This is a genomic window from Paracoccus sp. NSM, from assembly GCF_052379855.1.
In the GTDB taxonomy this organism is placed as follows: Bacteria; Pseudomonadota; Alphaproteobacteria; order Rhodobacterales; family Rhodobacteraceae; genus Paracoccus.
This window is the reverse complement of record NZ_JBQTCG010000001.1, coordinates 432,660-449,527: the sequence shown is the minus strand read 5'-3', so window position 1 is coordinate 449,527 and position 16,868 is coordinate 432,660. Positions and strand designations below refer to the sequence as shown.

At 67.8% G+C, this 16,868-nt stretch carries 18 protein-coding genes; 5 read left to right on the top strand and 13 right to left on the bottom strand.

Going from position 1 to position 16,868, the window contains the following annotated elements; translation table 11 throughout:
* Positions 1 to 49: 49 nt before the first annotated feature.
* The 5 genes from ACTZWU_RS02110 to ACTZWU_RS02090 all read right to left on the bottom strand — a co-directional run bounded on the left by ACTZWU_RS02110 (position 50) and on the right by ACTZWU_RS02090 (position 2,990).
* The gene (locus ACTZWU_RS02110; protein WP_444735697.1) at positions 50 to 664 is read right to left on the bottom strand and encodes a ribonuclease D; all 615 of its coding nucleotides are present in this window, start codon (positions 662 to 664) and stop codon (positions 50 to 52) included.
* 175 nt (positions 665 to 839) lie between these two features.
* Positions 840 to 1,067 carry a hypothetical protein gene (locus tag ACTZWU_RS02105; protein ID WP_444735696.1) on the bottom strand — a complete coding sequence of 76 codons (228 nt, stop codon included), beginning with the start codon at positions 1,065 to 1,067 and terminating at the stop codon, positions 840 to 842.
* Positions 1,068 to 1,075: 8 nt separating this feature from the next.
* Positions 1,076 to 1,933 (bottom strand): SDR family oxidoreductase, encoded by an 858-nt coding sequence (locus ACTZWU_RS02100; RefSeq protein WP_444735695.1) that lies wholly within the window; start codon positions 1,931 to 1,933, stop codon positions 1,076 to 1,078.
* Between the two features lie 83 nt (positions 1,934 to 2,016).
* Positions 2,017 to 2,760, bottom strand: coding sequence for a DUF2243 domain-containing protein (locus tag ACTZWU_RS02095; protein WP_444735694.1), 744 nt, complete (start codon positions 2,758 to 2,760; stop codon positions 2,017 to 2,019).
* Between the two features lie 2 nt (positions 2,761 to 2,762).
* Entirely contained in the window at positions 2,763 to 2,990 is a 228-nt protein-coding gene (locus tag ACTZWU_RS02090; RefSeq protein ID WP_444735693.1) for a hypothetical protein, read from the bottom strand.
* A gap of 114 nt (positions 2,991 to 3,104) precedes the next feature.
* Here ACTZWU_RS02090 and ACTZWU_RS02085 point away from each other — a divergent pair, with 114 nt between their 5' ends.
* The 4 genes from ACTZWU_RS02085 (at position 3,105) to ACTZWU_RS02070 (ending at position 6,396) form a co-directional block, all read left to right on the top strand.
* Entirely contained in the window at positions 3,105 to 3,713 is a 609-nt protein-coding gene (locus ACTZWU_RS02085; RefSeq protein ID WP_444735692.1) for an SRPBCC family protein, read from the top strand.
* A complete protein-coding gene (locus ACTZWU_RS02080) occupies positions 3,713 to 4,882 on the top strand; it encodes a zinc-dependent alcohol dehydrogenase (protein ID WP_444735691.1) in 1,170 nt (389 codons plus the stop codon). The genes ACTZWU_RS02085 and ACTZWU_RS02080 overlap by 1 nt, the downstream gene beginning before the upstream one ends.
* Positions 4,883 to 4,906: 24 nt before the next feature.
* Positions 4,907 to 5,356, top strand: coding sequence for a DUF2383 domain-containing protein (locus ACTZWU_RS02075; protein WP_444735690.1), 450 nt, complete (start codon positions 4,907 to 4,909; stop codon positions 5,354 to 5,356).
* A 191-nt stretch (positions 5,357 to 5,547) separates the two neighbouring features.
* Positions 5,548 to 6,396 carry a hypothetical protein gene (locus ACTZWU_RS02070; RefSeq protein ID WP_444735689.1) on the top strand — a complete coding sequence of 283 codons (849 nt, stop codon included), beginning with the start codon at positions 5,548 to 5,550 and terminating at the stop codon, positions 6,394 to 6,396.
* Positions 6,397 to 6,441: 45 nt separating this feature from the next.
* Here ACTZWU_RS02070 and ACTZWU_RS02065 read toward each other — a convergent pair whose 3' ends face one another.
* Positions 6,442 to 7,056 (bottom strand): cysteine hydrolase family protein, encoded by a 615-nt coding sequence (locus tag ACTZWU_RS02065; protein ID WP_444735688.1) that lies wholly within the window; start codon positions 7,054 to 7,056, stop codon positions 6,442 to 6,444.
* Positions 7,057 to 7,124: 68 nt separating this feature from the next.
* Positions 7,125 to 8,393: a DUF2254 domain-containing protein gene (locus ACTZWU_RS02060; protein WP_444735687.1), complete on the bottom strand. Its 1,269-nt coding sequence runs from the start codon at positions 8,391 to 8,393 to the stop codon at positions 7,125 to 7,127.
* 510 nt (positions 8,394 to 8,903) lie between these two features.
* Here ACTZWU_RS02060 and ACTZWU_RS02055 point away from each other — a divergent pair.
* Positions 8,904 to 9,257: a hypothetical protein gene (locus ACTZWU_RS02055; RefSeq protein ID WP_444735686.1), complete on the top strand. Its 354-nt coding sequence runs from the start codon at positions 8,904 to 8,906 to the stop codon at positions 9,255 to 9,257.
* A 545-nt stretch (positions 9,258 to 9,802) separates the two neighbouring features.
* Here the strand turns inward: ACTZWU_RS02055 and ACTZWU_RS02050 are convergent.
* From ACTZWU_RS02050 to ACTZWU_RS02025, 6 genes are all read right to left on the bottom strand, one after another.
* A complete protein-coding gene (locus ACTZWU_RS02050) occupies positions 9,803 to 10,906 on the bottom strand; it encodes a flagellar basal body P-ring protein FlgI (protein WP_444735685.1) in 1,104 nt (367 codons plus the stop codon).
* A complete protein-coding gene (locus tag ACTZWU_RS02045) occupies positions 10,903 to 11,919 on the bottom strand; it encodes a hypothetical protein (protein ID WP_444735684.1) in 1,017 nt (338 codons plus the stop codon). Before ACTZWU_RS02045 ends, ACTZWU_RS02050 begins: the two co-directional genes overlap by 4 nt.
* A gap of 1 nt (position 11,920) precedes the next feature.
* Entirely contained in the window at positions 11,921 to 13,342 is a 1,422-nt protein-coding gene (flgK, locus tag ACTZWU_RS02040; RefSeq protein ID WP_444735683.1) for a flagellar hook-associated protein FlgK, read from the bottom strand.
* 49 nt (positions 13,343 to 13,391) lie between these two features.
* Entirely contained in the window at positions 13,392 to 14,708 is a 1,317-nt protein-coding gene (locus tag ACTZWU_RS02035) for a flagellar hook protein FlgE (protein WP_444735682.1), read from the bottom strand.
* 84 nt (positions 14,709 to 14,792) lie between these two features.
* Complete coding sequence (locus tag ACTZWU_RS02030) at positions 14,793 to 15,551, bottom strand: flagellar motor protein MotB (protein ID WP_444735681.1); 759 nt, start codon at positions 15,549 to 15,551, stop codon at positions 14,793 to 14,795.
* Between the two features lie 90 nt (positions 15,552 to 15,641).
* The gene (locus ACTZWU_RS02025) at positions 15,642 to 16,859 is read right to left on the bottom strand and encodes a phenylacetate--CoA ligase family protein (protein ID WP_444735680.1); all 1,218 of its coding nucleotides are present in this window, start codon (positions 16,857 to 16,859) and stop codon (positions 15,642 to 15,644) included.
* Between the last annotated feature and the right edge of the window lie 9 nt (positions 16,860 to 16,868).

Here is a 16,868-nt window from a genome sequence, read left to right as displayed (position 1 = left end):
GCGCCCGCTCCTGCTTTTGGGTCGTCAAATCCTGTCCGGGCTGGTCGCCTCAGTGCCGGAAGATGTCACCCTCATCGCTCCAGCCCAGAAGGTCCAGATGGGCGCGCGCGGGCAGAAAGTCAAAGCAGGCCTGCGCCAGACCCAGCCGGTTCTCGCGCTTCAGCCGTTCCTCCAGCGCCTCTTTCAGGCGGTGCAGATACAGCACGTCGGATGCCGCATATTCCAGCTGCGCGTCGCTCAGATCGGCGGCGCCCCAGTCGCTGGTCTGCTGTTGCTTGCTGACATCGACGCCGACCAGCTCGTTCAGCAGATATTTCAGCCCGTGCCGGTCGGTATAGGTCCGCACCAGCCTTGAGGCGATCTTGGTGCACCAGACCGGCGAGGTGACGACGCCAAAGGCGTTTTCCAGCGCGGCGATGTCGAAGCGGCCGAAGTGGAACAGTTTCAGCACCTTGGGATCGGTCAGCAGGCGCGTCAGGTTCGGCGCCTCGGTCTGGCCACGATCGATCTGGACCAGATGCGCCTCGCCGTCGCCAGCGGACAGCTGCACCAGACACAGACGGTCGCGGCGGGGATCGAGGCCCATCGTCTCGGTGTCGATGGCCACGACCGGGCCAAGGTCCAGATCGTCGGGAAGATCGTTGGGATAAAGGTGAATGCTCATCGTCTGCTGCCTCGGACCACTTACCGGACTGCGCTGCGCCGGCCTCGCCCTCTCAGACCAGAAACGGCGCGCGCGTTCCAGCGAAAATCGGTCGGCGCGACCTGAGGGCGCGGCACCGGTCCCTGCCAAGGTCCCGCCGCAACGGCGTCAGGCACGCCCGCGCCGCCGCCCGGCGCTAATAGGTGCCGGGCGGGTCGCTGGCCGGAAAGGACTGGTCGGACAGATCGTCGGCGCGGCTCCAACCCTCGGGGGGGTCGCGCATTTCGGCCGGTCCGGCATCGCGGACGGGCCCGGGGGCGCGTCGCAGGGCGGGTCGGTCATGGGAACGGGCCTCGCGGCGGGCCAGGTGCGCGACCAGCGCGCCACCCGCCAGCCCTGCGCAAAATGCGGTTAGCTTGTTCATGGCGCCCCTCAGATGATCGGCTTGCCGCCGGTGACGGCGATTGTCGCGCCCGAGATGTAGCTGGACACCGGCTCGGCCAGCATCACGAAGGCCGAGGCCAGCTCGACCGGCTGGGCGGGGCGGCCCATCGGGTAGTTCTGCCCGAAGGTGCTGACCTTGTCGCCCGGAAAGCTGGCGGGGATCAGCGGCGTCCAGACCGGGCCGGGGGCCACGGCATTGGCGCGGATGCCGCGTTCGGCCAGCATCTGCGCCAGACCGGCGGTGAAGTTCTGGATCGCGCCCTTGGTCGTGGCATAGGCCAGAAGGTCCGGGCTGGGCTGGTCGGCATTGACCGAGGACGTGTTGATGATCGAGGCGCCCTTGCCCATATGCGCCACCGCTGCCTTGGTCAGGTAGAACATCGCGTCGATATTGGTGGCGAAGGTGTAGCGCCATTCCTCGTCGTCGATATCCTCGATCTTCGAGAAGCTGCGCTGGTGGGCGGCGTTGTTCACAAGGATGTCGATGCGGCCGAAGCGCTCGGCGGTCCGGGCGATCACGTCGCGGCAATTGGCGGCGTCGGACAGGTCGGTCTCGATCACCAGACAATCGCGGCCCGCCTCGCGGACCAAGTCTGCAGTGTCCTGCATGTCCTCGGTCTCGTTCAGGCAGACCAGCGCCAGATCGGCGCCTTCGCGGGCATAGGCGATGGCGACGGCCCGGCCGATGCCGCTGTCGGCGCCGGTGATCAGGGCGACCAGACCCTCCAGTCGGCCCGCGCCGCGCCAGCTGTCCTCGCCATGGTCGGGCACCGGGTCCATCTTGCGGAAGCTGCCGGGCAGTTCCTGTTCCTGTTCCGGAAAGGGGGGGTGCGGATGGTCGGTCATGCGCTGTCTCCTGCATTGGGCCCGCCGGGGTGCGGACCGGCCGTCAGAACCGGCGGATCGGACAGATGTTCCAAGGGTGGGGGTCAGGCGCGGCTCCAGGCGAAGCAGCCGGCCGGCAGGCCCGCCCCCGCGACCAGCAGCGCGCCCTGCCCGTAAAGCCGCCAGCCCGCGCCGCGCGGCAGGTCCACAACCGCGATGCCCGCCTGTTGGTCGAACCAGACCAGCGTCGCGCCCGCCTGATCCAGCCGGGCGCGGATCGTGTCCTCGGGCAGCGACTGGCGGAACACGACCGAGGTCAGGGGCAGGTCGGGCGGCGGCTGCATCGCCCAGAGCCCGGCCCCGGTCGTCAGCGCCAGAAGCCCCGCGAAACGGCCCGCCATCGGGCGGCCCGGCCCCGGCCCTCCGGTGATCAGCCACAGCCCCGCCAGCGCGGGCAGGATGCCGAAGGCCGCCAACCAGCCCATATCCCACAGAAGCGGCTGCGGGCTGTCCACCTTGATCCGGTGGATGCCAAGGATCCAATGCGACAGCACCGCGTCCAGCGCATGCCACAGCCCGAACCCGATCATCAGCGGCGCCCAGAGACGGCGCCGCGTATCCTGCCCGATCTTCGCCCGATGTCGCCACAAGGCCACCAGCCCCGCCACGCCCACCAGATACATCACGGCATGGAAGTAACCGTCCCACAGGATCTGCGTCCGCAGGTCGGTGACGCCGGGGACAAGGCTCAGCAGGTGGTGCCATTGCAGGATCTGATGCAGCAGGATGCCGTCGAAGAACCCGCCAAGCGCCAGCCCAAGCGTCGCGGCGGGAACGTAGCGTCGCATCCTCAGAATGCCAGCCAGACGATCACGATCAGCAGGATCACCGCGACCGGCAACCCGATGATCGCCGCCAGATGCAGCGCGCCAGAGCGGGGGCCGATCCGGTAATAGCGCATGTCCGAGGGCATCCCCCCCTCGCCGGGGGATTCGTCGGTCCGGGGGTCGTCCAGCCCCTCGCCCGATTCGCGGTCGGGCCAGTGGGTGTTCTCGCGGCGGGTGTTCTCGGGGTTCATGGCGCGCTCCTGTCGCATGGAAGGGCTGAACCGCCGCGCGGCCCGGATGTTCCCGGGAACAAAGCGCCCCCGCGCCGGTTCAGCGGCCCGGACTTCGACAGAAAGGACCGCGACATGACCGATCGCCGATCCCCTCTTGGGGCCATGCTGGGCGTCGCGGCGCTGGCCGTGGGTGTGACGGGGCTGATCCGGCTGGCCGGCGCCAGCCGTCCGCCCGACAGCGCACCCTCCAGTGCCGCACGCGGCAGGGGGCTTGGCGGACAGCGCCATGCGGCCCGCACCGTCACCATCGGCGCGCCGCGCGACCAGATCCACGCGACATGGCGCGACCCGCAGCGGCTGGCCCTGTTCATGCAGGACATCCTGGCCGTCGAGGGCGACGCCGAACGCCCGGTCTGGGTTTTGGGCGATCCCGACGCCCCCCTCAGGGTCGAGACCCGCCTGACCGAGGATCGCCCCGGTCGCACGCTGCGCTGGAATTCGGTCCCCGGCGCGGATCTGGAGATCGAGGCTTGGATCGACCTGGCCGACGCGCCCGGTGGTCGCGGCACCGAGATCCGCGGCCATCTGCGCTATCGCCCGCGTCTGGGCCTTGCCGGGCACTGGCTGGCCCGCCTGCGCGGCACCGATCCCGAGATGCGCGCCAGACAGGACCTCAAGCGCCTGAAGATGCTGTTGGAAACCGGTGAGATCGCCACCGCCTCGAACCAAAGGAGCCTGTGATGCGCGCCCTCACCTGGCACGGCAAGCACGATGTCCGCGTCGATACCGTCCCCGATCCGGTCATCGTGAACCCCCGCGACGCGATCATCGAGGTCACGGCGACCGCGATCTGCGGATCGGACCTGCATCTTTACGATGCGGTGATCCCCGGCATGCAATCGGGCGACATTCTTGGCCACGAATTCATGGGCCGCGTGGTCGAAACCGGCCCCGGCTCGACCCTCAAGAAGGGTCAGCGGGTCGTGGTGCCGTTCACGATTTCCTGCGGCAGCTGCTTTTTCTGCAAGGCCAGCCTCTATTCCGCATGCGACAATTCCAATCCGGTCGAGACGCAAGAGGCGACCGAGCTGCTTTACGGCCACGCCGTCAGCGGGCTTTTCGGCTATTCGCACCTGACCGGCGGCTATCCGGGCGGGCAGGCGCAATATGTGCGGGTGCCCTTTTCGGATGTCGGGCCGGTCGTCATCCCGGACGGGCTGCCCGATGAACAGGTGCTGTTCCTGTCGGACATCCTGCCCACCGGCTGGATGGCGGCCGAGAATTGCGACATCGCCCCCGGCGACAGCGTGGCGATCTGGGGCGCGGGGCCGGTCGGCCTGTTCGCGGCGCAATCCGCGCTGCTAATGGGTGCCGCGCGCGTCATCGTGATCGACCATTACCCGAACCGGCTGGCCCTGGCGCGCGATCTGGGTGCCTCGGTGATCGATTACCGCCAGACGCATGTGCTTGACGCGCTGATGGAGATGACCGGCGGCCTTGGCCCGGATGCCGTGATCGACGCGGTGGGCATGGAAAGTCACGGCTTTTCGCCCGACAACCTTCTGGACACCGCCAAGCAGAAGATCGGCGTCGGCGCCGACCGCGCTCATGCGCTGCGCATGGCGCTGATGGCCGTGCGCAAGGGTGGGCGCGTCTCGATCCCCGGCGTCTATGGCGGGATGACCGACAAGTTCCCGCTTGGTGCCCTGATGGAGAAGGGACTGCAGATCCGCAGCGGACAGACCCATGTGCAGCGCTACACGCGCCAGCTTCTGGACCTGATCCAGGAGGGCGAGATCGACACGACTTTCCTGATCTCGCACCGGCTGCCGCTTGAAGAGGCACCGACCGGCTATCGCAACTTCCGCGACCGTCAGGACGACTGGACCAAGGTCGTGCTGACCCCCTGACCCCCGTTATCGAAAGGACATCCCATGGTCACCACGACCGGCAAAGAAGACGGCATCCGCGACCTCGTCACCAGCCTGATCCTGCTGGAACGCGACGCGATCGCGGCCTACGAGACGACCATCTCGCGCCTGACCGACCCGGCCCTGTCGAGCCAGGTCGAGACCTTCCGCCAGGACCATCTGCAGCATCTGGACGTGCTGACCCGGATCGCAGCCGAGACCGGCGCCGACGCCCCGCAAGAGGGCGACATGAAACAGATGCTGACCACCGGCAAGGTCGCACTGGCGGGCCTCTTGGGCGATGCCAGCATCCTCAAGGCCATGCGCACCAACGAGGAAGACACCGTCACAGCCTATCAGCGCGCCTCGGATCATCCCGACGCGCTGCCCGAGACGCAGGCCTTCTTCCGGAAGGCATATGCGGACGAATGTCGGCACCGCGACTGGATGGAGCAAACCGCCGACAGCCTGTGAGGGATACCACCCCCTCCCCCCGGGGGCGATCCCTCGGGACCGGCGCGGCGCCCATGCGCCGGTCCCTTCTCCATCCGGCATCCGGGAGGGGGCGTCACGCCCGACAATCCTGGAACATAAGCGCCCCCGCCCGGTTGGGGGCGTCCAAGGCGGCAACAGTCGCATCCCGAACCCCCTTCAGGAGGACGAAGATGACCAATGCCCTGACCATGACCAGCCGTGCAGCCATCGTGGCCGCAGCCCTCGCCGTTCCGGCCCTGCCCGCACTGGCCCAGACGCCGGCGCCCGCAGACGACGCGACGACCACGGCCCCCGATACCGCCGCCCCGGACGCGGGCACCGGCGGCACCAACGGCGGCGGGACGACCGGCGCCCCGGCTGCGGGCACGCCCGCGATGGATTCGCCTGCCATGGACACGCCCGCCGCGGAAGCGCCCGGACTTGGCGGCACGTCGCCCGGATCCAGCGGGATGGCCGCAGGGGACATGAACGCCGATGAGCCGAGTTATCAGCGCCTGCTCTCGGACCTGCGCACCGGCCGCGATTTCAGCGAGGATCTTGACGGAATCGACGACGCGGCCTCGGTCACGATCCTGCCGCTGAGCGAATTGCAGGGCCGCGACGGCGCCTCCAGTCCCGGCATGGCCGGTGACGTCCCCAGTGGCGCCTCCGACATGGCCCCGGACATGGCCGCCGAGGGCGCGGGAACCGAAGGCGCGGGAACCGACAGCCCGTCGCTGGATGCACCCACGGCCGATGCCCCGACGGCGGATGCCCCGTCCATGGGCGGCGCGGCAACCGACATGTCCGGTTCGGGCATCGCGGGTGACACCCCGCCGGGCCTGACCTCCGGTGGCCATGACGATCTGGACAGCGCGCTGGACCAGAGCGAGGGCCTGAGCGACATGCGCGAGGCGCTCGCCGACAACGACGCTGTGACGCAGGCGCTTGAGGATGCGGACCACGAGGCCGAGGACGTGATCGGCCTTTATCGCGACGAGAACGAGCTGACCGTCATCGTGGACGACCGCGACGACTGATCGAAAAGGGCATCGGGGGCGCGTCCCCCGATGCCCGCCCCCGCGTCAGCTGGCGACGCGCCATTCCGCCAGGACCTGATCAGTCGTCGCCACCTCGATCTGCTGGCCCATGCGCCCCGCGAACAGCCCCAGCACCGCGTCATGCGTCTCGTCCGAGGACGAACAGACCGCATCCACCGCCACGATGACCCTGTATCCCCGATCGACCGCGCCCAGAACCGTCGCCAGCACGCAGATATCCGTCTCGCTGCCCGAAACGACCAGCGTGGTCACGCCCTTGTCGCGCAGGGCGGCATGCAGTCCAGACTGGCTCCACGGGGAATAGACCGACTTGTCGAAGACATGCCCGGCCGGCGCCAGAGCCTCCAGTTCCGGCAACAGCCGCAGCCAATCGGGCGACAGCGTCTCGCGCAGGATTTCGGGCCAGGCGGCGTAATAGCGCCCCCAGCTGCCGGGCGCGCCGGTCAGCGACCGCGGCGGGATGAAGCGGGTGAAGAAGCTGCGCCCGGGCCGGGCCGATGCCAGCCGCGTGACCGCGGGCAGCCTGCGCGCGACCCAAGGCGCACCCCAGGGCGAGCCGGGCGCGAACAGGTTCTGCATGTCCACGCAGAGATGCGCCGCGTCCTCGCCCAATGGGCCGAATTTCAGTCCCGTCCGCACCGCGTCCTCCGATCATGGCCTGCTGCGCGGCGAACAGGCGGCAGGGGGCTTTGTTCCCGGCGCCCTGCTCAGGGCCCGGTCGTGTCCACGGCCGCCGCTTCGGGAATGAGGGCGCGCAGCCGTTCGACCTCGGATTCCAGGGCAAGGCCGTGGCGCGCATGCTCGAAGGCGAGGGCGGCCTGAACGCGGGCGGCGTCGCGAAAGGCCGCGTCGCCCATGCCCATCAGCGCCGCCAGCGCCTTTTGCAGGCGGACCTGAACCTCGATCACCCCTGCCCCGTCGCGGGCGATGGCGGAAAAGGCATCCTCGAACAGGTCGCCGGTCTTGATCTGCGGGACATGGACATGCGGATAGCGAACATCGTCCTGCGGCACATCCTCGGACCACAGGGCCACAAGCGCGGTGATACGGGCGATCATGTCGATGGCCGTCCCCGGATCGTTGATCCCCGGCGACAACGCGCGAGAGCCGATCTCGGCCAAGACCAGCAGGCCAAAGCGCGGATCCTGATCGAAATCGCGGCTGGACGAAACGGCGCAGGCGGCGTGGATGCAATCGGCCAGCGCCTCATCGGGTGCGCCATCGACCCATGCGAGGGGCGCGCCGGGATGCACGAAGCTGCCGGGCAGGATGGCCAGATCGACGCGCCGATCCGCCGACGCGGCGGCCTTTTCGATCTTCTGCATGTCCACATGCAGCACATAGCCGATTTCGCGCGCCATGACCGGCCGCGCCGTCGTCGGCAGGGGCTGGCCGGGCCGCCTGATCTTGCCGCCCATGCCGGGTGCGGCGCGACGGTCGGTCAGGGCGCGGCGGGCGACCTGTTCGACACGGGCGGCGGTCTCGTCCACGCGGCCCAGTCGGATCAGGTGGTCGATCCAGCGCAGCAGCGAGACGACCACCAGCGCGATGACCCCGATCGTCGCGATGAACAGCACGGCCCGACCCGTCGCGCCATAGGCCTGTGCCTGCAGCACCACCAGCCCGACGATGCTGAACAGAAACGCGCCCACGAAGCTGGACAGCACGTTCTGCGTCACCCGGTCCTGCATCAGCAGGCGCGTCGCGCGCGGGCTGGCATTCGAGGTCGCCTCGCCCAGGGCCCCCGTCAGTGTCGTCAGCGAGAACGTCGTCACCGCCAGCATGGACGAGGCCAGGATGGTCAGGATCCCGTCCACCGCATCGGCGCCTATCTCGAAGGTCCAGCTGTCGGGCAGGAACCGATCGGCCACCACCGCCACCACCGCCGCCGCCACACCGATCAGCCCGACCAGCGTCGCCCTGAACCACAATTGCCGCGTCAACCGCGCCAGAAGCCAGTTCCACCGAGACAACATAAGCACCCCTTCCCCACGATCCGCCTGCCGGGCGGCTTTTCCGTGGGATAGTGCCCGAACCCGCCGCAAGGTTCCGCACAGATGGCCAACGCTGCGCGTTTTCCCGGCTCTGCCTGTCCATTGATCGCGGCTTACGGGAACATGCCGCCATGCGGGTTGCACAGCCGTCAGAACCGGGGATGCCATGACCCTCCACGCCTCCCGCGCGATCCCTCGGACCGGGGACTGCAGACCTGGCTCTGCCTTTCGGGCAGCAAGCGCCGCGCGCCTTTCACACCGGGGCCTGCGGCGCGCTCGAAGCCGAGCCGCGGGACGCCACGCGGATCGCGGTCACCTCGATCGGCGCCATCGTCGTCGCCCTGATCGCGAGCAGCCCCCCGGTCGCAGGGACAAACCGCGCAACACATGTCTGGACAAGCCTGCGCAGAGGCCGGGGATGGGTCGGCGCAGGCTGCTGGGCCAGCCCTGTTCGCCGCTCCGCTGCCCGGCCTGGCCAAGATCCTGCCCGGCATGCCGCCCGATCCGGCGGTCCTTGACTGCCGCGCGACCCGCCGCCTGCTGCTGAGCCATGTCGAATGCAACCGGATGAAAGGCGGTAAGATCGAGGCGACCGTCACCATCACCGATGCCCAGACGGACGAAGCCCGCGCCTTCCGCAACTCTGACGCGCCGCTGACGGTCAATCACCTTATGGACAGCAGCGCCCTGCTGGTCCTGTTCTCCCCCGCCGTCATCGACGGCCGGCCCTTTTTCGATACGGGGATGACCGAGAACATTCCGCGGTGCCCGCCGCTCGACCCGTGCGACAATGCGCTGATCCTCGCCTGCGATCTCGACAGCCCGACCGGAACGCTGCAGCGCTGAATAGCGGGCGTCACGGACCGCCCGGGAGCCCCTGGCTGCCAAACGCGACCCCTGCCGCCCTCGCCGGACATCGACGGCCGTCGCCTGCGTCCGGCCCACGACGCCCGCCATCCAGCGCAAGACCGCGGACAACGTCGTCTGAACGAGGGCCAGCTGGAAAAGGCTACCCCGATCCTGATCTTTGCGGCCTTCCTGCACCGCAATGGCCGGACCTTGCCGCAGGCCCATCGCTTCAATCCGCCGGCGTGGCAAAAGGGGAGCGAGCGCCCCGGTCTCGGCCCGCTGCCGTGCCGTCAGGGGCCGGTCGCCCATTCGACCATGCGGTTCGTGCCTGCAATCGCGATATTGGCAAAGCTGCCGCTGTCGCGCCCGAGGCTGGCCCCGGAGAAAGGGCAGCGCCTCCTGCCCGAACGTCCGCCCGGGACGCTGGACAATAAGCGGCTGCGCATCCCGGTTTGCCCTGCCTCTCACCAGGAAAGCCAGGCAGGGGCTGCGCTGCCCGCAAATCAGCAGCGGCCAGACGCGGCACATCGGCCCCAATGACCTCATTCGATGATCAGATCCGCGTGCAAGGCCCCGGCCGTATGGATGGATTTCAGGATCTCGATCATGTCGCGGGGGCGGACCCCCAGCGCGTTCAACCCGTCGACCAGATCGCCCAGACTGACCTCGGACGACAACTCGACAAAGCCTATGCCCGGCTGGTTTTCGATCTCGGCGCGCGTGCGGGGGACCGTGACCGTCTCACCCGCAGCAAAGGGGTTGGGCTGGGAAACGACAGGCGCCTCGCTGACCCTCAGGGTCAGCCCACCTTGCGAGACAGCCACCCGCGAGATGCGCACGCGTTCGCCGACCACGATCGTGCCGGATTTATGGTCGATCACCACCTTGGCCCGGTCCTCGGGTTCGATCAGCAGGTTCTCGATCCGGCCCACGACACGAGCCGGGTTGACCGCGCCCAGGTTGCGAAAGTTCACAAGCACGGTGCCGCTGTCCAGCGTGACGGCCAGCTGCCGCTGGAAATCACGGTTTATCGCGTCCTCGACCCGCGTGGCCGTGGTGAAGTCGGCGTTCCGCAGCGCGATCCGGATCGTGTCTATCCCGGCAAAGTCGAACTCGACCTCGCGTTCGACCCGACCGCCGACAGGGATCTTGCCCGTGGTCGGCACACCGTCAACGACCCGAGCCCCTTCACCCGCGGCCGAAACCCCGCCCGCGATGATCGAACCCTGCGCAACAGCGTAGATATTCCCGTCCGCCGCCTTCAGAGGCGTCATCACCAGGGTGCCGCCCAGCAGGCTTTTCGCATCACCAATGGCCGAGACGTTCACGTCGATCCGGCTGCCCGACCGGGCAAAGGGCGGCAGCGTCGCGGTCACGATCACCGCTGCCACGTTCTTCGAACGCAGCGCCTCGTCGGTAACGTTCACGCCCAGTCGCTCCAACAGGCTGGCCAGCATCTCTTCGGTGAAGGGCGCGTTGCGAAAGCTGTCGCCGCTCCCGTCAAGGCCGACGACCAGCCCGTAGCCGACCAGATCATTGCCGCGCACCCCATCAAAATCGGCCAGATCCTTGATCCGGACCGGGATCGCCATGGCTGAGCCGGCCAGAACAAGCGCGACAAGCGCGGAAATGAGACATCTGATCATGTGAGGAAGTTCACCAGCTTGAGCTTGGAGAGCCGCGCCGTGACCGCATACATGGACTCGATCTGGCTCTGGACCTCGGAAAGGGCGGCCGCCGTCTCGAACGGATCGGCCGACCGCATGTCGTTTCGCCTCGTCCCGAGGATCGTCAACGCGGAGGCATTCGCGCCCTGCGCCTGTTCGACGGTCTGCTGCGAGACGCCGACGCGAGCGATCTCGGCGATGACGTCACGATCCGCCTCGATCAACGCGGAACCTGCGCCGAGGATCAAGGCCCGCTGCTCGGCAGGATTACCCGCCAGCGCACCATGCGCCGGCAAGGCGGCCAGCGACAGCGCCTTGAGCAGGTCGCGCAGTTCGGGCGAAGCGGCCGAGCTGCGGATGGCGACGGCGCTGTCGCCCGAAACAGGGATGATTTGCGGCTCTCCGACAGTACCGCGATAGGCCTGATCCAGAAAGCCGCCGCCGCCCGGCGGGGCGTCGAACCAGTCGCTGACCGCCTGCCGCACGTCATCCGCGCTGGTCAACCCGGCCGTGACCGTCGACAACATAGCCGTTATCTGCGCGCCCGAGACCAGAGGCGGGACATCGCTGGACAGGCCTGACAGGACAAAGCGCCCGCCCACCGCGAAATTCAGACGCTCTACCACCTGGTTGAGCGCGGCGGCGGCCCGGTCCGACCGGTTGCGTAACGAGGCCGTGTCATGCGCGAAAAGCTCGGTCGCAAGCTCGACGCCCAGGCTCGAAGCGACCTCTCGGGCGCCACCAAGCGCGTGCTGGACCCCGTCCAGCAAAATCGCGGCATCCGCCGCATTGCGCTGAAACTGCTGCAAGGCGCCGATCCGCGCCTCGATAGCGCCGAGCAGGCGCGTATTGCCCTGCAACCTGGTCCCGATATCGGCGACCTCGCCGCTGGACAGCTCTTGCGTCAAGGTCTGCAGTGACTGTTTCAGCCGGTTCGTGGCGAGGCTTTGGGCGAAAAAGCGGGCCTGATCTCCGATCGTCGAAATGGTCATCTCAGATCCTCAGAAGCTGGTTGATCATGTCGTCCAGGGCGCGGATCACCCGGGCATTGGCAGCATAGGCTTGTTCGTATTGCAGCAGCTTCTGCATCTCGGCATCGCTGTCGACGCCGCCGGTCAGCATACGTTCGCTGATCGTGTTCAAACGTGCATTCCGCGCGGCCAGCTCGGCCTCGGACCCGACGCGCTGCGTCGTGACGTTCGCGCCGAATTCGGCCAGCCGGACGGGCAGCGAGGCACGCGCGCCCGTCACAGGACCGCCCGCCGGCGGGCGCGTGGCGTCCAGCGCCGCCGCCATCGCGTTCAGCCGCCCGGTCTCGGAAACGGGGCCGGGTGTCGGTGCGCCCAGCCCCGCGCGTATCTGCCAGAGCGCCCCTCCCTGGGTCGGATCGGCCATGGCGTTGACAGCGATACGCCCGGCCAGGCCGGCGACAGAGGCTGCGGAGGCGAGCTCGCCAGCATCGGTGAAAAGCCCCGGCCCGCCGCCCAGGGTCGGGTCGACCGTGGGCTCCGAGAGCCGCGCCTGCAGGTCCAGCGCCAGAAGGTCCAGATCGTGCTGAAGGTCGGGCGCAAGCTCGTCCCGGATCGCGAAATGTCCCGCGAGGCTGCCACCACCAAGCAGTTTCATCTGCTCGGGCGCGAGCGTCGCTCCGTCGACCGAAATCAGCGAAAGTGGGCTTCCGACACCGGACTGAGCGTCGATCACCGGCGACGGCGCGAAGCCCAGTTGCAAGGGCCGCGTTCCGTCAAGAAGCGCAAGCCCCTCCTGCGTGAAAAGCGCGATCTTGCTGCCCTCGCGCGCCACTTCTTTGAGCGGGATTATGGAAGACAGGCGATCGACGACCCGCTGCCGCTCGTCCATGAGAGAGGCCGCGTCCTTGCCGCTGGCCTCCAGCGCGGAGATACGGCGGTTGAGCGTCGCAACCTGCTGCAACCCGTCGTTCAGGGTCGTGACCTCGGAGGCGATGGCACCGTCGGCCTCGGCCCGGGCGGATTGCAACGCATCGGTCGCTGTGGTGAAGCCGCGAGCCAGCGCCGTCGCACTGGACAGGACCTGCTGCAGGCGCAGATCGTCGTCCGGGCGGGCGGCGGCTGAGACCAGCGAGGACTGGAAATCCGACAGACGCGCGGCCAGGCCACCCGCCTGCCCCGGCATGCCGATCACGCCCTCGATCGAGGAAAGAAAGGCGGCGCGGGTCGCGGCCTCTCCCTGCGCGGCGCTTGCCAGGCGCCCCTCTGACAGCATGGACAGGTTGACGGCGCGCACCACGCCATCGATCCGCACCCCCCCCATATTGCCGCCCATGGCCTGGGGACTGATCGCCAATTCGCGCCGCGCATAGCCCGGGGTCATGACGTTGGCGATGTTTGCCGATACCAGCTCGGTCCCGCGCGCGGTGGCGGTCAGGCCGGACATGGCGTTCGACAGGGCGCGGGTGATGCTCATCTGCGTCTCCGATCAGGCGTCAGCGCTTGATGTTGGTGGTTTCCTGCAGCATCTCGTCCACAGTCTGAATGATCTTGGCATTCGACGAATAGGCGCGCTGCGTGGTGATCAGGTTCGTCAGTTCCTGCGCGATGTCAGTCGTCGATGCCTCGCGCGCATAGCCGAGGATCGATCCCGTCGGGCCGTCACCGGCATCCCACAGGAAGAAGCTGCCCGAATTGGGCGAGATGCGGTAGGATTGGCCATCAGAAGTCGCAAGCCCGTTGGCATTGGGCACGTCAACCAGCGGGATCTGATACAGACGCCGCGTGAATCCGCTGTCATACGAAGCCGTCAGGAAGCCATCGGCATCGACCTCGACCCCCAGCAGGTTGCCCGCAGCCGAGCCATTCTTGATCACGTTGGTCGGCGAAAAGCTCGAGGCGAACTGACGCAGGCCCGCATTGCCAAGCGGCGTGCCCACGAAAAGGTCCAGCATGCCGCCGCCCACCTGCACCGGAATATTGCCGGTTGCGGGATCATAGGCCTGCCCCGTCAGGGTGGTGATGGACGCGATGCTGCCGCCATGCGCCTGCGAGCCGTCAAAGACGATTTGGTAGCTGGCGATCGGGTTCAGCGCCGGATCGGTCGCGCTGTCGCTGATGGCCATGGTCCAGGTGTTCGAGGTTCCGACCGTCGCCGTCGTGTCGGGCGTGAAGCTGAAGCTGAGCGATTCGGCCGTGCCGAGGTTGCCGTAATATTCGACGCGCATCGGCAGGGTCACGCCCGCCGCACCGGCTGCGGTTTCGCTGGCCGGCAGGTTCACGCCAAGCGAGATCCGCGTCGTCGGATCGCCCGAAGTCTGGTTGGCCTGGATCCGCACAGGCTCCAGCTGGCCCATCGTGTCGCGCGACACGGTCGGGACGTTCCCGTTTGCATCGACCGGCCAGCCCAGCAGAACCAGCCCGCTGCTGGTGCGCAGGATGCCGTTCGCATCCGTGTCGAACGCCCCCGTCCGGGTCATCATGAAGGGCAGGTTCGTCGAATTGTTGTTCAGGTCCACCATCGAGGTCACAGGCAGAAAGCCGCGCCCCGAAATCGCGATATCCAACGGGTTCGAGGTCGTGACCAGGGCGCCATCCGCGTCGATGACGCGTGAAGTGCTGGTGCGGACGCCACCTGCTGAATAGATCCCCGCCACCCGGTTCTGGTTCAGCACGACCGAGGTGAAATCGGTCTCCATCCGCTTGTAGCCGAAGGTGGACGAGTTCGCGATATTGTCCGAGATCGTTCCCAGACGCGAGGAATTCGCCGCGAGCCCGGCGACGCCGGCATTCATGGCAGAGGACATGGACATGGACGGACCCTTTCGATTCAGCTTGTCCCCCGGAAGCTGCCCGACAAGGTTTAAGATTCGGATAATCCCCGCCCGCTCCCCGGCCTATCTCAGTAAAATCACCTCGATCCGGTTGTTGGACGGGTCCATCGGGTTGCCGTTGCGGTTCTTGCGGTCGGCGTAGCCCGACACGCGGTGCATCCGCCGCTGGTCCAGCCCGGCGCCCTCCAGAAGCTGGCGGACCGTGTGCGCGCGCCCTTCCGACAGGGGCCAGACCGGCGAATTCACCAGCGTTTCGGGATAGGCGCGGACATGGCCGGAAATGGCGATGCGGTTGCGCGTATGGCCCAGGGCGCGCGCAATGATCGGGGCCAGTTGCACCAGCGCGGGCTCGGCTGCGGTGCCGTCGGGGGTGAAAAGGGCCGCGTCGGTGAGGTCGGACAGTTCGATCACCAGCCCCTCGTCGGTCATGCGGGTCACGACATGCTTCAAAAGATTGGTTATCTGCTGCGATTCAGCCCCGGTTCCGGTCAGCACGTCCTGCACCTGCTGCGCCAATTCCTGGAACTGGGCGGCATTCTCGCTGTCGGGCAGGTCTTCCTCGATCGCCTGGCGGACGCCCTCTTCGATGCCGTCCCCGGATGAGCCCGGCGTGCGCGTCACCGAGGGCGAGAAGTAATCCGCAAGCCCGCTGCGCTGCGTTTCCGTGGTCGCGTTCAAGAGCCACATCAGCAGGAAGAAAGCCATCATCGCCGTCACGAAATCGGCATAGGCCACCTTCCATGCGCCACCGTGATGGCCACCCTCGGCGTTTTCACCACCGCGCTTGATGATGATCGTCGTTCCGCCCTTGCCCGTCGCCATGATCGCAACCTTTCCTGTTCAGGCTGCAATGTCGCCCCGACCCGGCGACCAGACAAGTTAACGGATCAAATACGATCCATTCAGCAAGGCTTAATCATAGCTGCGCCGGTCCTCGATCACCTTGCCGTCATTGGGCAGGCTGCCCGGAGCGACCAGTTGCACGCGGCCCTTCATCTTCAGCATGTCCACCACCGACAGGCTGATCAGGTCGGCGCAATCGGCGGTCGTCTCGACCTGAACGGTCATCACGTCCATCTCGCCGTCGCGGTCGGCGATGACGCGGGCGCGGGCGATCTCGGGGTGGCGGGCCACAAGGGCGGCGACCTGTTCGGGGCGCACGAACATGCCCTTGATCTTGGTGGTCTGATCGGCGCGGCCCATCCATCCCTTGATCCGCATGTTGGTCCGGCCACAAGGGCTGGTGCCGGGCAGCACCGCCGACAAATCGCCCGTCGCAAAGCGGACCAGCGGGTAATCGGCGTTCAGCGTGGTGACCAGAACCTCGCCCACCTCGCCCTCGGGGACGGGATCGCCGGTGCCGGGGCGCACGATCTCGACGATGACGCCCTCATCGACGATCATCCCCTCCATCGCCTCGGATTCATAGGCGATGTTGCCCAGATCGGCGGTGGCGTAGCATTGCAGCGTGGCGATGCCGCGATCCGCATAAAGCTGCCGCAGCGAGGGGAACAGCGCGCCCCCGCCCACCACAGCCTTGCGGATCGCCAGCGCCTCGCCCGTCTCGTCGGCGCGGTCCAGGATCACCTTGAGGAAATCGGGCGTCCCGGCATAGCAGGTCGTGCCGATATCGACGGCGGCGCGAACCTGTAGGTCGGTCTGCCCGGTCCCTGCGGGCAGCACCGCCGCCCCCACGGCACGCGCACCCGATTCGAACATCATCCCGGCAGGCGTCAGGTGATAGCCAAAGCAGTTCTGGACGATGTCGCCCCGCCCGACCCCTGCCGCGTGCAGAAACCGCCCCAGCCGCCACCAATCGCCGCCGCGCATGCCGGGTTCGTAGATCGGGCCGGGGCTTTGAAAAACATGGTCGAATTCGGCCACGGGACGGGCGGCGTAGCCCCCGAACGGGGGCCGTGCCTTCTGCGCCGCCGACAGATCGGCCTTGCGGATCACCGGCAGGCGGGCCAGCGCGGCGCGGTCGGTCACGCTGGCCGGGTCCACGTCGGCCAAGGCCTCGGCCAGGGCGGGCGCGACCTTGGCGCGACGGATCGCGGCGGGCAGAGCGGTTGCCAGATCCCGGTCCCGTGCCTCGGCGTCACGGGTTTCCAATGCGTCGTAATGTGCCATCTTGGGCTC

What these genes read in the sequence shown, in the direction of transcription:
- ACTZWU_RS02110 (WP_444735697.1), bottom strand. Translation starts at nt 664, where the DNA reads ATGAGCATTCACCTTTATCCCAACGATCTTCCCGACGATCTGGACCTT.
- ACTZWU_RS02105 (WP_444735696.1), bottom strand. Translation starts at nt 1,067, where the DNA reads ATGAACAAGCTAACCGCATTTTGCGCAGGGCTGGCGGGTGGCGCGCTG.
- ACTZWU_RS02100 (WP_444735695.1), bottom strand. Translation starts at nt 1,933, where the DNA reads ATGACCGACCATCCGCACCCCCCCTTTCCGGAACAGGAACAGGAACTG.
- ACTZWU_RS02095 (WP_444735694.1), bottom strand. Translation starts at nt 2,760, where the DNA reads ATGCGACGCTACGTTCCCGCCGCGACGCTTGGGCTGGCGCTTGGCGGG.
- ACTZWU_RS02090 (WP_444735693.1), bottom strand. Translation starts at nt 2,990, where the DNA reads ATGAACCCCGAGAACACCCGCCGCGAGAACACCCACTGGCCCGACCGC.
- ACTZWU_RS02085 (WP_444735692.1), top strand. Translation starts at nt 3,105, where the DNA reads ATGACCGATCGCCGATCCCCTCTTGGGGCCATGCTGGGCGTCGCGGCG.
- ACTZWU_RS02080 (WP_444735691.1), top strand. Translation starts at nt 3,713, where the DNA reads ATGCGCGCCCTCACCTGGCACGGCAAGCACGATGTCCGCGTCGATACC.
- ACTZWU_RS02075 (WP_444735690.1), top strand. Translation starts at nt 4,907, where the DNA reads ATGGTCACCACGACCGGCAAAGAAGACGGCATCCGCGACCTCGTCACC.
- ACTZWU_RS02070 (WP_444735689.1), top strand. Translation starts at nt 5,548, where the DNA reads ATGACCAATGCCCTGACCATGACCAGCCGTGCAGCCATCGTGGCCGCA.
- ACTZWU_RS02060 (WP_444735687.1), bottom strand. Translation starts at nt 8,393, where the DNA reads ATGTTGTCTCGGTGGAACTGGCTTCTGGCGCGGTTGACGCGGCAATTG.
- ACTZWU_RS02055 (WP_444735686.1), top strand. Translation starts at nt 8,904, where the DNA reads ATGCCGCCCGATCCGGCGGTCCTTGACTGCCGCGCGACCCGCCGCCTG.
- ACTZWU_RS02050 (WP_444735685.1), bottom strand. Translation starts at nt 10,906, where the DNA reads ATGATCAGATGTCTCATTTCCGCGCTTGTCGCGCTTGTTCTGGCCGGC.
- ACTZWU_RS02045 (WP_444735684.1), bottom strand. Translation starts at nt 11,919, where the DNA reads ATGACCATTTCGACGATCGGAGATCAGGCCCGCTTTTTCGCCCAAAGC.
- flgK (WP_444735683.1), bottom strand. Translation starts at nt 13,342, where the DNA reads ATGTCCGGCCTGACCGCCACCGCGCGCGGGACCGAGCTGGTATCGGCA.
- ACTZWU_RS02035 (WP_444735682.1), bottom strand. Translation starts at nt 14,708, where the DNA reads ATGTCCATGTCCTCTGCCATGAATGCCGGCGTCGCCGGGCTCGCGGCG.
- ACTZWU_RS02030 (WP_444735681.1), bottom strand. Translation starts at nt 15,551, where the DNA reads ATGGCGACGGGCAAGGGCGGAACGACGATCATCATCAAGCGCGGTGGT.
- ACTZWU_RS02025 (WP_444735680.1), bottom strand. Translation starts at nt 16,859, where the DNA reads ATGGCACATTACGACGCATTGGAAACCCGTGACGCCGAGGCACGGGAC.